The sequence below is a fragment of the Clostridium ragsdalei P11 genome, assembly GCF_001675165.1.
GTDB classification, from domain to species: domain Bacteria; phylum Bacillota; class Clostridia; order Clostridiales; family Clostridiaceae; genus Clostridium_B; species Clostridium_B ragsdalei.
The window spans coordinates 41,820-56,664 of record NZ_LROS01000066.1 but is presented as its reverse complement, the minus strand read 5'-3'; the positions used below and the strand labels follow the sequence as shown (position 1 = coordinate 56,664).

The 14,845-nt window shown below is 32.9% G+C and carries 12 protein-coding genes; 11 read left to right on the top strand and 1 reads right to left on the bottom strand.

The genetic code is table 11. The annotated features are described in order from the left end of the window. The first annotated feature begins 2 nt into the window (after positions 1-2). Positions 3-350, top strand: a complete 348-nt coding sequence (locus tag CLRAG_RS17345; RefSeq protein ID WP_242872172.1) for a DUF192 domain-containing protein — start codon at positions 3-5, stop codon at positions 348-350. Positions 351-365: 15 nt separating this feature from the next. Here the strand turns inward: CLRAG_RS17345 and CLRAG_RS17340 are convergent, their stop codons facing one another. Continuing rightward, positions 366-1,277 carry a LysR family transcriptional regulator gene (locus CLRAG_RS17340; RefSeq protein ID WP_065079552.1) on the bottom strand — a complete coding sequence of 304 codons (912 nt, stop codon included), beginning with the start codon at positions 1,275-1,277 and terminating at the stop codon, positions 366-368. 288 nt (positions 1,278-1,565) lie between these two features. Here CLRAG_RS17340 and aroD point away from each other — a divergent pair, with 288 nt between their 5' ends. The 10 genes from aroD (at position 1,566) to CLRAG_RS17290 (ending at position 14,835) form a co-directional block, all read left to right on the top strand. Beyond that, entirely contained in the window at positions 1,566-2,333 is a 768-nt protein-coding gene (gene aroD, locus CLRAG_RS17335) for a type I 3-dehydroquinate dehydratase (protein ID WP_065079551.1), read from the top strand. A 42-nt stretch (positions 2,334-2,375) separates the two neighbouring features. Beyond that, positions 2,376-3,251, top strand: coding sequence for a shikimate dehydrogenase (locus tag CLRAG_RS17330; RefSeq protein ID WP_065079550.1), 876 nt, complete (start codon positions 2,376-2,378; stop codon positions 3,249-3,251). 216 nt (positions 3,252-3,467) lie between these two features. Then, on the top strand, positions 3,468-5,465 hold the full coding sequence (locus CLRAG_RS17325; RefSeq protein ID WP_065079549.1) for an oxidoreductase: 1,998 nt from the start codon (positions 3,468-3,470) through the stop codon (positions 5,463-5,465). A gap of 61 nt (positions 5,466-5,526) precedes the next feature. Continuing rightward, a complete protein-coding gene (locus tag CLRAG_RS17320) occupies positions 5,527-6,399 on the top strand; it encodes a sugar phosphate isomerase/epimerase family protein (RefSeq protein ID WP_065079548.1) in 873 nt (290 codons plus the stop codon). A gap of 42 nt (positions 6,400-6,441) precedes the next feature. After that, positions 6,442-8,364 carry an oxidoreductase gene (locus CLRAG_RS17315; RefSeq protein ID WP_065079547.1) on the top strand — a complete coding sequence of 641 codons (1,923 nt, stop codon included), beginning with the start codon at positions 6,442-6,444 and terminating at the stop codon, positions 8,362-8,364. A gap of 191 nt (positions 8,365-8,555) precedes the next feature. Next, entirely contained in the window at positions 8,556-9,755 is a 1,200-nt protein-coding gene (locus CLRAG_RS17310) for an MFS transporter (RefSeq protein ID WP_065079546.1), read from the top strand. A 305-nt stretch (positions 9,756-10,060) separates the two neighbouring features. Further along, entirely contained in the window at positions 10,061-11,371 is a 1,311-nt protein-coding gene (locus CLRAG_RS17305; RefSeq protein WP_065079545.1) for an MFS transporter, read from the top strand. A 314-nt stretch (positions 11,372-11,685) separates the two neighbouring features. Continuing rightward, a complete protein-coding gene (locus CLRAG_RS17300) occupies positions 11,686-12,657 on the top strand; it encodes an alpha/beta hydrolase (protein WP_065079544.1) in 972 nt (323 codons plus the stop codon). Positions 12,658-12,877: 220 nt separating this feature from the next. Continuing rightward, the gene (locus tag CLRAG_RS17295) at positions 12,878-13,795 is read left to right on the top strand and encodes an alpha/beta hydrolase (RefSeq protein ID WP_065079543.1); all 918 of its coding nucleotides are present in this window, start codon (positions 12,878-12,880) and stop codon (positions 13,793-13,795) included. A gap of 158 nt (positions 13,796-13,953) precedes the next feature. Further along, entirely contained in the window at positions 13,954-14,835 is an 882-nt protein-coding gene (locus CLRAG_RS17290) for a hydrogenase small subunit (protein ID WP_065079542.1), read from the top strand. Positions 14,836-14,845: the final 10 nt, after the last annotated feature.

The following is a 14,845-nucleotide window of genomic DNA, read 5'->3' as shown; positions in this document are numbered from 1 at the left end:
ATGTGGTCAAGACTTTAGTATATGAGTCAGAGGTTATAGCTGAAATATTTATAGCAGATAGTTTTGTTAAAAGATTTTTAGGGTTTATGTTTCGTAAAAAACCACATCATGAGGGGATTTTGATTAAGCCTTGTAACAGCATTCATACATTCTTTATGAAATTTTCTATTGACGTTTTGTTTGTAAGTGAAGACATGAAAGTGATAAAAAAAGTAGAAAATTTGAAACCTGGAAAGATTATAATGCCCCAGGGAAAAGCTAAAATGGTTATAGAAGGAATCACTGGAACATTTAAAAATGTTGAAGAAGGAAAATTAATAGAGATTCGTCAAAAAATTTACATAAAGTAAAAGAATATAATTTTTTTAGGATTCAGAATAAAGCTTCATGCCTTCAATGATACTTTTCTTTTTGATGTATGAAATAAAGTTATGAACAGCAGGAGGAAAAATCCTATTTTTCTTATAAGCAAGGTAAATTTTCCTAGAGTATTTAGGATTAGTAATTGTTAGTTTTTTTACTTTTGCATGTTTTAGTGCAGGTGCTTCTGCTATGATAGATATACCAAAGTTTGAAGAAACTAGAGCAGTAATAGCATATTCATCTGCGGCTTCACAAATTATTTTAGGTTTTATATTTATACTCTTCATTAAGTTAGAAATAAATTTTCCAAGACCAGAATCTTTGTCATATCCCACTAAAGGATAAGGTTTGATATCAACAAGATCAATATTATTAAGTTTCCCAAGAGGGTGGTTTAGTGGAACTATAACAAATAGTTCTTGTTCAATAATTGGCACAAAGGTTATATCTGGCTCCTCTTCTGAATAAGATGAAAAAATCAGGTCATATTTATCACTTTTTAAGCCTTTAATAAGCTCATTTGTAAATCCTTGGTTGAATGTAAAAGTAACATTTTTGTTCTCTTCTAAATCTAAAAAGTTACGTACTGTATTTGGAATGTACTGATGTGCTAAGGGAGAAATATATGCAATGTCAATATGCCCTGTATCACCACTGGCTAACTGCTTCATCTTTTTTTTTGCATTTTCCAATTCATCAAGTATTTTTTCTACATCTTTTAAAAATATACGACCATATTTTGTTAGTATGACATTTCTACCTTGCTTTTCAAATAAACAAAGACCAAGTTCTGATTCTAAATTTGTCATTGAATTACTTAAACTTGGCTGAGAAATATTTAGTTCAGATGCTGCTTTTCTAAAGTGTTCAAGTTTTGCAACAGTTCTAAAATAATATAATTGATTTAAATTCATATAATAGTTCCCTCCAATATACATTAAAAATAATATACCATAATTCATAGAAAAAAACTATCAATAATCATGAAAAGATGTATTAGAATTATCAAAGAGAATGAATTATAATATAATCATGATATGTTAAAAAAATAACTATTATGTCGTTAAAAATAATACGATTTTTGTAAATTAAAAAAATTACTTTTATTAAATTATAAATTTAGTTAAAAAATAAAAAAGATTGCATTTAATTTTTTTATGAGTTACGATAACGATTACTATAAAATCGGAAGGAATGAAAATATGAAAAGTATAGTAAAAGTTAAAAATGTAAAATTGGGAGAAGGAATTCCTAAAATTGCAGTACCTTTTATGGGAAGAACTAATGAAGAGTTAATAGATGATGTTAAATACTTAAAGGCAATCAGCCTTGATCTTGTGGAATGGAGAATTGATTACTACAAGGATGTAGAAGATATTGAAAAGGTAAAAGAAATTTTAACTAAGCTTAGAGTTCAATTAGATGATATTCCACTACTGGTAACTTTTAGAACTGCAAAAGAAGGTGGAGAAAAGGAAATTACTCCAGAATATTATGTTGAACTTAATAAGGCAATTGCATCAACTAAGAATGCAGATTTAATTGATGTTGAATTATTTATTGGTAGTAGCAAAGTAGTAAAAGAAATTGTTGATACAGCGCATGAAAATGGAGTAAAGGTAATTATGTCAAATCATGATTTTCATAAGACTCCATCAAAACAAGAAATAGTATCTAGATTGTGTAAGATGCAGCAACTAGGAGCAGATATACCTAAGATAGCAGTTATGCCTTCAAATCCTGATGATGTACTTGAGCTTTTAAGTGCAACTAATGAAATGAGACGTGATCATGACCAAACTCCAGTTATTACTATGTCAATGGGACCTCTTGGAGTTATAAGCCGTTTAGCAGGTGAAACTTTTGGTTCAGCACTTACTTTTGGTTCAGCTAAAGCAGCATCAGCACCAGGACAATTACAAGCAAATGAATTAGATAAATTACTTAAACTTATAACAGCAACTAAATAGTAGACTATAAGTAAAAATAAAATACGAATGGGAGAGGTTACTATGACAGAAAGAATTACAGGACATACAGAACTTATAGGATTGATTGCATATCCCATAAGACATTCAAGTTCACCAGCAATGCACAATGAGGCATTTGCAAAATTAGGACTTGACTATGCTTATCTTGCATTTGAAGTTGGAAATGAAGAACTTGAAGATACTATAAAGGGTTTTAGAGCAATGAAAGTACGAGGAGCAAATGTATCAATGCCCAATAAAACAGTAGTACATAAATATCTAGATAAATTGTCAGAGGCAGCAGAACTTTGTGGGTCAGTAAATACAATTGTAAATGATAATGGCGTTTTAACTGGACATGTTACAGATGGTATTGGATATATGCAATCATTAAAGGATAATGATATAGATGTAATAGGAAAGAAAATGACAATAGTAGGTGCTGGTGGAGCTGCTACAGCAATTCAAGTACAAGCGGCACTAGATGGAGTAGCAGAGATATCAATATTCAATAATAAGGATAAATTTTTTGAAAGAGCAAAGAAGACAGTAAAAGATATAAATGAAAGAACTAAATGCAAAGCTAAATTATATGATTTGGCTGATCTTGATAAATTAAAGGAAGAAATAGCAGATAGCTACTTGTTTGCAAATGCAACAGGAGTAGGAATGAAACCTTTAGAGGGTAAGACATATATTCCAGACAAAAGCTTTTTGAGGCCAGATTTAATTGTAACAGATACTGTTTATGCACCAAGAGAAACAGTACTTCTAAAAATGGCAAAAGAAGTGGGGTGTAAGAAGACAATGAATGGACTAGGAATGATGTTGTTCCAGGGAGCAGCAGCTTTCAAATTGTGGACGGGAAAAAATATGCCTATTGAACATATGAAGAAAGTATTAGACATTGAATATTAAAATAGAAATTGTATTTTAGTATTTTGCGAGAGGTATTGAGCTTTAAGCTCCTTACCCTTGCTATGTTGTTTTTTAAAGATAAGTTTCGGAAAATTCTGTATTTTAACTGAATATGTTTTTTCGTATGCACTTGAGAGCATCAAATTTTTTGTAGCATATACTTTTATCATATTTGTTAAGAGCAAAGTAGAATATATGAAAATGGAGGAATAGAAAATGACAAAATATAAAAATATTTTTAGTTCACTAAAAGTAAAAAATATGATATTAAAAAATAGAATAGTTATGCCACCAATGGGTACAAATTATGCAGCAGAAGATGGAGAAATCAATGAAGAACATATTAAATATTATGAGCAAAGGGCTAAAGGTGGAACAGGATTAATAATTATAGAGAATGTAGCTGTTGATTTCCCACTAGGTTCAAATGGAACCACACAACTTAGAATAGATCAGGATAGTTATATGCCTGGACTGTATAAATTAACTGAAAGATTACATAGATATGGTGCAAATGCTGCAGTACAAATCAACCATTCAGGTGCATCAGCAGTTCCATCTAGAATAGGTTGTCAGCCAGTTTCTTCTTCAAATATACCTTCTAAAACTGGAGGAGCTGTTCCAAGACCACTTGAAAAAGATGAGATATTAGATATAGTCCAAAAATATGGTGATGCAGCAAAGAGAGTTCAAATAGCTGGATTTGATGCGGTAGAAATACATGCAGGTCATTCATATTTGATAAGTCAATTTTTATCTCCTCTCTATAATAAACGTACTGATGAATTTGGAGGGAGCGTTGAAAATAGGACAAGATTTGGAAGAATGGTAATTGATAGTGTGAGAAAAGCAGTAGGCCCTAAATTTCCAATATTATTGAGATTTAGTGCAGATGAATTTTTAGAGGGTGGTAATACTCTAGAAGATACACTAGAAATATTAGAATACTTAAATGATGAAGTTGATATATTTGATGTATCTGCAGCTTTAAATGATTCAATACAATATCAGATAGACAAGGCAGATCTTAAAGATGGATGGCGTTCATATATGTCTAAAGCTGTAAGAGATAAATTCCATAAACCAACAATAACAGTAGGAAACATAAGAGATCCAAAAGTAGCTGAAAAAATATTAGCTGATGGAGAAGCAGATTTAATAGCTATAGGTCGTGGATTAATTGCTGAACCTAAATGGGTAGCAAAAGTTAAAAATGGACAAGAAGATATGCTTAGAAAGTGTATATCATGTAATGTTGGATGTGCAGGACATAGAATAGGTTTAAATAAGCCAATAAGATGTACAGTTAACCCGGATATTATATATGAAGATGCTTATAAAAAAAGAAAAGTTACAAAACAGACTAATGTAGTTGTTATAGGCGGTGGAACTGCTGGACTTGAGGCAGCTTGTACATCAGCAGAATTAGGATGTACCACATTTTTATTTGAAAAGAAATCCTATGTAGGTGGACTTGCAAGAGAAATATCAAAATTCCCAGCTAAGTACAGAATAGCTTATTTTCCTAGTTATCTAATAAAAAGAGCTGAAAACTTAAATAACCTAACAATATTTACAAATATCAAAGCTGATATTAAGAAAATAGAAAATCTTAATCCGGATTTAATAGTAAATGCAACTGGATCAAAACCATTACTTCCTCCAATAAAAGGACTTGAAGAAAATATAGGTAAAGAAGGAGGAAAAGTAGATTCAATTTTTGGTGTATTTAGTAAAATTAATGAATTTGAAAAAATGGATCTTATAGGTAAAAAAGTGGTTGTTATAGGTGGTGGAGCTGTAGGCTTAGATGTTATAGAATTTTTCTCAGAAAGAAAAGCAAAGACTTCAATAGTTGAAATGCTTCCTGTGCTTGGCAAAGATTTAGATGTAATATCAAAATCAGCTGTAAAGGAAATGCTGAAAAAATATGATGTTGATGTAAATACAAGTACAGCTCTTGTGGAAGTAAATGAAGATAACTTCAAAGTTAAAAAAGATGAGAAAGAAGTAACAATGAATTTTGATTATGGTTTCGTATGTCTTGGAATGAGATCACAAATTGAGGGATTAGAAGAAATACAAGAGTACTTTGGAGAAAAGGATGTTGAAGTAGTAAATATAGGTGATAGTGTTAGAGCAAGAAAAATAATTGATGGTGTTAGAGAAGGAAGAGATGTTATTCTCGCATTAGAAAAAATAGGTGTACTGTAAAGGTTTTATGATAATTAATCATATTTAATAACAAAATTTTTGATGGAAAGAGGAATGTATCATGACTAATGAATGCAAGAAAGGTACTTGTAAGCCGCCAATCACAGTAAGTTCATGGACATTAGGAGATCAATGTAAATTTGAAGAAAGAGTTAAAGTTGCAAAAGAAGCAGGTTATGATGGAATAGGTCTTCGTGCCGAAACATATGTAGATGCATTAAACGAAGGTTTGTTCGATGATGATATTCTTGATATTCTTAAAAAATATGATATGAAAGTTACTGAAGTTGAATATATTACACTTTGGGCTGAAGATAATCGTTCTTATGAACAAAAATACAAAGAGCAAATATGTTTCCATATGTGCGAATTATTTGGTGTCCAACATATAAACATTGGTTTAATGGAAACTTATAGTGTAGAACATACTGCACAGAAGTTAAGAGAATTATGTCAAAGAGCAGGCAAATATATTATTGGTGTTGAGCCTATGCCATACAGTGGTATTCCAGATATCAAAAAAGGTTGGGAAGTAGTTAAAGGTGCTGGTTGTGATAATGCCAAACTTATCTTGGATACATGGCATTGGGTAAGAGCAAATCAAGAAAATGATATTAAATTATTAGAAGGCATTCCAGCTGATAAGATTGTATCTATACAAATTAATGATGTTTATGAAAGACCTTATGCAAAATCTATATTAAGAGATGAATCAATGCATGACAGACTTGCACCAGGTACTGGAATTAATGCAACAGAAGGCTTTGTTCGTATGATCAAAGAAAAAGGAATCAAACCTGTATGTATCGGCGTTGAAGTAATAAGCGATGCTATTTTATCAAAAGGTGTTGCTGAGGCAGCTAAATTTACATATGACAATGCTAAAAAAGTGCTTGACAAAGCTTGGCCAGAGGTTTCTCCAAAGACAAAATAGTAAGTGCAATCAATCTTAAAAAGTGAAAGGATGATTTATTTTATGATATTTAAATCTATGTTTACGCCCATAAAAATTGGTCCTATAACAGTTCCAAATCGTTTTGTAGTTTCGCCTATGGGAAATAATTTTGCAAATACAGATGGGTCTATGAGTGATAAATCTTTGGCATATTATAGAGCTCGTGCTTGTGGCGGTTTTGGATTAATTACTTTTGAGGCTACTGTTGTTGATAAGAAAGCTAAGGGGGGAATTCGTAAACCCTGCTTATATGATGATAGTACTATAGAAAGCTTTAAACGTGTTATAGATGCATGTCATGAGGCTGGTGCAAAAATATCCATTCAACTTCAACATGCTGGAGCTGAAGGAAATGCAAAAGCTGCTGGGTATCCTTTAAAAGCTGCCTCTGCAATTCCAGCAGCAGTAGGTCGTGATATACCTATAGCTATGACAAACAAAGAAATTTATGAATTAATAGAGGTATATGGAGATGCAGCAGTACGTGCAAAAAAAGCAGGAGCTGATGCAGTTGAAGTACACTGTGCACATGGCTATTTAGTTAGCAGTTTTATTTCTCCAAGAACAAACAAGCGTGTGGATGAGTTTGGCGGATGTTTTGAAAATAGAATGAGGTTACCTCGTCTTATTATTGAAAATATACTTAAAAAAGTTGGACATTCTATGGCAATTATTTGTCGTATAAACAGTTCAGATGAGATGGATGGAGGGCTAGATGTTCACGACAGTGCAGCAGTTGCTGCTTATTTAGAAGAATGTGGTGCAGATGCTATCAATATTTCACGTGCGGTACATCTTCATGATGAGTATATGTGGGCACCTACGCTTGTACATGGAGGATTTAATGCTGAATTAGTTACAGAAATTAAAAAAGCAGTAAATATTCCTGTTATTGCTGTAGGACGTTTTACAGAACCATATTATGCAGAACTACTAGTTCGTGAAGGAAGATGTGATTTGGTAGCATTTGGACGTCAGAGTCTAGCTGATCCAGAAACACCTAATAAAGCTGTAGCTGGATGTTTGGATGAATTAAGTCCATGTATTGCTTGCCTTCAAGGATGTGTTTGTAACATGTATCGAGGAAAGCCAATAACTTGTCTTGTTAATCCTCTGCTTGGAAGAGAAGCTGAACTTAAGAAAGCAGATACTAGTAAAAAAGTAGTAGTTGTGGGCGGTGGAGTTGGTGGTATGCTTGCAGCATGGATATCTGCTAAGAGAGGACATGATGTAACTCTGTTTGAAGCAACTGATACACTTGGTGGACAAATGCGTTTAGCAGCTTATCCTCCAGGAAAAGGCGATATTACAAATTTAATACGCAGTTATATTACTAAATGCAAAAAGTATGGTGTAAAAGTTCGTTTAAATACAAAAGTAACTCCTGAACTTATAACTGAAGAAAAACCGGATGCAGTTGTTTTGGCTACAGGAGCAACACCGCTTATATTACCTATACCTGGGATTAATGAATCTGGATTAATTCATGCAGTTAATCTTCTTGACGGAAAAGATTCCTGTGGCAAAAATGTTCTTGTTGTAGGTGGCGGAATGGTTGGATGTGAAGTTGCTGATTTCTTAGCTGAATTAGGCCATGATGTTACTGTTATTGAGCTTCGTGATGAAGTTGGAGCTGATGTAATTTCAGAGCACCGTAAATTTTTAATGAAAGACTTTGATAAATACAAAATTAAGACTGTTACTGGAGCTAAAGTTGCAAAGTTTTTTAAAGGTGGAGTTTCATACACACTAGCAGATAATAATGAATACAAGTTAGAAGGATTTGATTCTGTTGTTCTTGCTATGGGATCACGTAACTATGATCCATTAAGTGAAGAAGTTAAAAAAGTTGTAAAAGAAACTTATGTTGTTGGTGATGCAACAAGAGCACGTAGAGCAATAGATGCAACAAGAGAAGCATTAGATGCAGCACTTAAAATATGATAACAAAATATTGAAGCAGTTTTAGGAGATTTTAAGTTGGGTTGGATTTTGTGTCCAACCTAACTATTGAAGGTAAAAAGTTAAGGAATTAACAATAAAGTAAAAATTACCAAGATGATAGATTTATATGAATTAAATAGATGAAACATTAAGAAACAACCTTTCCTTGAGAGAATGAAAGGAGAAAGTAAATGAATAATAAAAAATATTATTCGACGGCTTTGGCATTATATTTAGCCTATTTTATACATGGTATTGGAGTATCAATTTTAGGACAGTACAAGCAAAACTTTGTGGGTGTATGGGGTGCGAAAACATTAGCTAATGGTACTTTTGATGTAAGTGTAGTACTTGCTGTTATTGCCGCACTTGGATTAGGACGCCTTATTGGATATCCTTTTGCTGGGCCTGTTTCTGACAAGCTTGGAAGAAGAGTTTCTGGATTAATTGGTATAGTTTTTTATATCGCATATTTTGTAGGTATTATAATAGCACCAAATATGTATGTTGCGTATATATTTGCACTAATCGGTGGTGCAGCTAACTCATTTTTAGATACATGTATCACTCCATCATGTTTGGAAATTTTTATAAATTCAGGTGATGCTGCCAATATGTTTACAAAGTTTTCTATATCATTAGGACAACTTTTGCTTCCATTTGGGATAGGTTTTGTTTCAGCAAGCCATATGTCGTATAAAACAATCTTTATTGTAACGGCTATTTTACTTGTTATAGATGGTATTTTGATTGCAACTATGCCTTTTCCACCAATGAATAATAATGTCAAGGGTAAACCTAAAGAAAAAAGGATGAAATTTACAGTGACTAGTATTGCATTAATTTGTATAGGTTTTACATGCACTTCTACATTCCAGTTATGGTTAAATTGCAACCAAGAATTAGGAAAGTTATATGGACTTGCTAGCCCAGGACAAATTCAATCATACTATGCAGTAGGATCAATGCTTGCTGTATTAATAACAGCAGCTCTTGTAAAAGGATTTCTTAAACCAGTTAGAGTACTTGTTCTATATCCTTTACTTTCTACAATTATGCTTATAATTATATATTTTATACAGACAAAAACTATTTGTTTAATAGGTGGATTTGTAATTGGATTTACAGCAGCAGGTGGAGTGCTTCAGTTGGTTACGTCTACAGCAAATGCAATGTTTCCAGCAAATAAAGGTAAGATTACTTCTATAGTTATGATTGCATCTAGTGTAGCAAACTATGTTATTTTAAATATTGCAAGTGTTATAACAAAATCAGGTGGTGCAAATGGGCCAAGATATGTTGTATTATTCAATGCTGTAATCACTATTATAGGAGTTTTACTTGCAATATTTGTAAACAGGCAATATGCAAAATATGCAGTAGAACAATAGGAATAGAGTTCACTAAATAATATCTATTTCAAAAAATAATTGTTTGAAAATTTTTAAAACTTTAATTGTGAAAGTTAAAATTAATTCAAACAAATTTAATCAAGAATGGAGGAATAGCAATGGGATAATATGACACGAATAATTTAGAAAAAAGCAACTAAAGAAAGGTGGTTTACATGGTTTTTGAAATGTTTTGATGTTAAGTGAGTATGATGGTTATTGGTATAGGGATTGTATGTTAATTTTAAAATTATGTTAAATCAATAGTTAAATTAAATAATTTTTTATAAAGGAGGAATATATTAATGGAAACTTCAACAAAAAAAATACCTGGAGCAAGATGGCTGTATATTATGCCAGTATGTTTTATTACAACTTTTTTCTATTTTATAGATCGAAACATTATAAGCATAGCACTGCCAGGAGGTCTTCAGAAGGGGCTTGCATTAAATTCTACAATGGCAGGTTTAGTAGCAGGGGTATTTTCAATCGGCATATTGTTTCTTTCTGTACCAGCGGGGCAGATGGCTCAAAAAGGAAAAGTTAAAAAATTTGTTTCGTTTTGTATTATTGGATGGAGTGTATTTACTATACTTACTGGATTTGTTCAAAATGGATGGCAACTAGTGATAGTTAGATTTATTATTGGATTTTTTGAAGGTGCATTTTCTCCAGCAATCACTACTATATTTACATTTTGGTTTCCAGATAAACATGGGGAACGAAATAGAGCAAATTCAACCTATTTTACAGCTATTTCAATAGCAGCAGTTTCTATGGGACCTATTGGAGGAGCTATCATACAATTTTATGGATGGAGAAATTTATTTATCATACTTGGTGTATTAAGTTTAGTAGGTTTTGTTTTATGGCAACTTCTTATATTTGACAGACCTGGACAGGCAAAATGGTTGAGTAAAGAAGAAAGAGATTACATAGAAACAACTATACAGGAAGAACGTGAAGAGGCTAAAAAAGTAGCAGGGGATGTTAAGGTAAAAGGTGAAAAGTTGCCTTTAGGGCTTCTACTGCGTAACAAATATGTGTGGTGCTTATGTATCGTGGGTTTTACTGTGAATATTGGTCAGTTTGGATATACCATTTGGATGCCAACTATGATTAAAGCTATTACGAAAACTAATATTTTAAATGTAGGTTTTATATCTATAGTACCAAATATATTTACGGTAATTGGACTTTGGTTGTGGACTTATCTTGCAACTAAGATAAAGAGCAGGAGACTTACTACAGGTTTACCACTTATTATGTTTGCTGCATCTTTGGTAATAGCAAGTTTACCGTTAGGATTAAACCCGGTAATTAAAATTGCATTATTATGTCTTGTTAGTATATTTGTACAGGGACATATGCCAAGTTACTATTCAATACCATCTCTTGTACTGGTAAAAGAACTCGATGGCCCAACAAGAGGTTTGATGGCTGCGGCTATGGGATTAGGATCATTTGTTGGACCATATGCAGTAGGTTATTTAATTACATTAACTGGATCATCAAGTGTTGGAATGTACTTTTTAACAGCTATGCTTGTAATAGGAGGTTTGTCTACTCTAATATTACCAAAAAATATGGTAGCAGGTTCTTCAGAATCTAAATAAATATAAAGCTTATGATAACGTTTATAATCTATTGCCAAACTTTAATTATTAAGCGGTGATTATATTCTGTAATATTTATCCGATGGCTACCAGCCGTAATACACCCATCGCACACAGCGAAAGCGACTATCACCAAATCAAAGATTTGGGATATCTGCTTTTCTTATAAAGTGGGGGATAACGGCTGCTACGCCCCTGGATAACGATTTCTAAGTTTCAGATGGAGAAAAAACTCCACCTGAAATCAAGAACTCTGTTTATTTGCTGTGATAAGTATACAATAAAAATATTACTACAATTAGGAGGAGATTGTTATGTTGACTAATAATGATGGAATTGGTGTAGAAGTATCAAATGAGGCATTAATAATGTTGGATGTAGAAAAGGTTTTTAAAAAAACTTACTTAGATGTTCCATATGCCAATGAAAGTAAACATCAGAAAATGGATATAATTATTCCAAATGAAGGAGAAGGACCATTTCCAGTAGTTATTAATATTCATGGAGGTGCATGGTTCTTTGGAGATAAGAGAAATGTGCATACAAGATCAGCAATTCAGTTAGCTTTTGAAGGATATGCTGTTGTAACTATCAATTACAGATTAAGTGGTGATGCAAAGTGGCCTTCACAAATATATGATTGTAAAGCAGCTGTAAGGTTTTTAAGAGCAAATGCTGCTAAGTATAATATAAAAACAGATAAGATTGCAGTGTTAGGCAGTTCAGCAGGAGGTCATCTTGCTGCGATGCTGGGGGTCACAAACGGACGTCCTGAGTATGAAGATTTATCAATGAGTAATTCAGAATATTCTAGTGATGTACAAGCTGTAGCAACATGGTTTGGAGTTTTTGATTTTATTAATACAGAAAATCATAAAAGACAGCTTGTTAGAGAAGGAGAAACTTATAAATGTCAAGATGATGGTGTTGCAGATCGTTTAATGGGATGCAGCATGGAAGAAAACAAAGATAAATATATTTCAGCATCTCCAATTTATCAGATGAGAAAGAATATGCCTCCAATGTTAATTCAACAGGGTACATCTGATAAAGTAGTACCATATCTTCAAGCAATAGAGTTTTTTAATAAGTATATAAAGATTTGTGGAGATGAAAATGTACATATTGATTTGCTTGAGGGGGCTGGACATGGTGATGATGCCTTTAGAACTGATGAAAATATGTACAAAGTTCTCAGGTTTATGGATAAATATATTATGGGAGTTAAAGATAGGACATATGGTCCAATTCCTAAGATACCAATGGTTAAATCAAGTGATTCTTAGGTTCAGGTGGAGTTTGCTTATAAGGAATACTTTTTCTCCATCTGAACCTTAGAAGGACTTATCCAGGCGCGCAGCAGTGCTTATCCACCACTTTGAAGAAAAGCAGATATCCCAAATCTTTGATTTGGTGACAGTCGCTTTCACTGTGTTCGATGGGGGTGTTAGCAATGGTAGCAATCGGATAAATATTAGGAAGTTATTATTTAAGGGGTGACATATAATGAAAGTAAAATTACATCCTGGATACGAGGTTCTAGAAAATCTTCCATCTGATGTAAAAGAGGCAAACAAGTTGATTGAACCATTTAAGCATTGTGATATAGCGGATGATATTGAAATATATGATTCAAAAGTTCCTGGCATAGATGGTGAACCTGATGTGCCAATAAGGGTTTATAGAAAAAAAGGTAGCTCAAAATCTCCATTGGTTTTAGGAATACATGGAGGAGGATTTGTAGCTGGGAATATAGATAATGATAATGTTAGAGATGTGGGATTTGTAGATAATGTTCCATGTACTGTCATTTCAGTAGGCTACAGATTGGCGCCTAAGTATCCTTATCCAGCACAGCTTAAGGATTGTCTTGCTGCATTAACTTATGCACATGACCATCTAGATGAATTTGGTATAGATCCTGAAAGAATTGCAGTATTTGGGACAAGTGCAGGTGGTGCAATTGCAGCAGGTCTTTGTTTGTATTTGCGTGATCATAATGGTCCTAAAGTTTGTATGCAAATTTTAAATTTTCCTGCTATTGATTATTTAGCTAATACAACATCAGCTAAGCAGATGTTTGATGATGTGCCTATGGTTAAAGGTAATGGTTTATCTGGTGTATGGAAATTATATCTTGGTGATCATGGATTTAATGGAACTCAACCTCCATATTATGCAGTTCCTGCTTTAGCAAGAGATTTATCTGGTTTGCCAGCTACATTTGTTGTTACATTGGAATATGATCCACTTCGTGATGAAGGAATAGATTATGCTAGAAGATTGATGGAATTTGCAGTACCTACAGAATTGTATAGCCTGCCGCGTGTTTGTCATGGTTTTGATATGGTACCTGCTAATTTGACATTGTGGATAAGGGAAGGTATGTATAATTCCCTTAGACGTGAATTTAATATGCTATAAGTATACAAGCTTAAGAAGAATATATTAGAAATGATTTAAAAGATAAAGCTACTTTAAAAAATAAGGTGGTTTTATTTTTTTGTATAAATACACGTTATATTAATTGTCTTTTAATTATATAAATAATATAGAAAATTAAAAGGCAGAGTGATAGGTAAATGAATGTTCGAAACAAGGGTATATGTCCTTTAATCGTAGATAAGGAACGCAGTTCAAAGGCTTTTACTAGTGAAGCTATAGATTTAATTAAAAGGGGAAAGACGAAAAAATTAAATGCTATATGGCTTGAAGTAACAGGATGTTCAGGAAATATTATTTCTTTTTTAAATAGTGAAAATCCTGGACTCGATTATATTTTAGAAAAACTCATTAATTTAAAATACAACAATACTCTAATGACTTCAGAAGGTGAGTATGCTTTTAAACAATTCTTAGATACATTGGATACTGAATTTATACTACTAGTAGATGGAGCGGTATCTACTGCTCAAAATGGTTTTTATAATATTGTTGCCAATTATGAAGGAAAACCTGTTACTGCACTTGAAGCTGTAAAAATGGCAGGAGAAAAAGCAAAGTATGTTCTCTGTGTAGGAACTTGTGCATCCTATGGTGGAATTTCTGCCGCCAGGCCAAACCCATCAGAAAGCAAAAGTGTTAAAGAAATACTAAATCGTGAAGTCATAAGACTTCCAGGCTGTCCATGCCATCCGGATTGGGTAGTTGGAACTTTAGCACATTTAGTTGCTTTTGGCAAACCGCAATTGGATGAAGATGGAAGACCTCTTCTTTTTTATGGAATTACCATTCATGATAGGTGTACAAGAAGGGGATTTTTTGATAACAGAATTTTTGCAAAAAAATTTGGAGAAGATGGATGTATGTTTAAACTTGGATGCAGGGGGCCTGTAACTAAAACAGATTGTCCTAGGAGAAAGTGGAATGGATATGTGAACTGGCCTGTTGAAGACAATACCAACTGTATAGGATGTGCAAATTCTAGATTTCCAGATGGTATGGAACCATTTGTAAGGTATTAGTAAGGAGGGT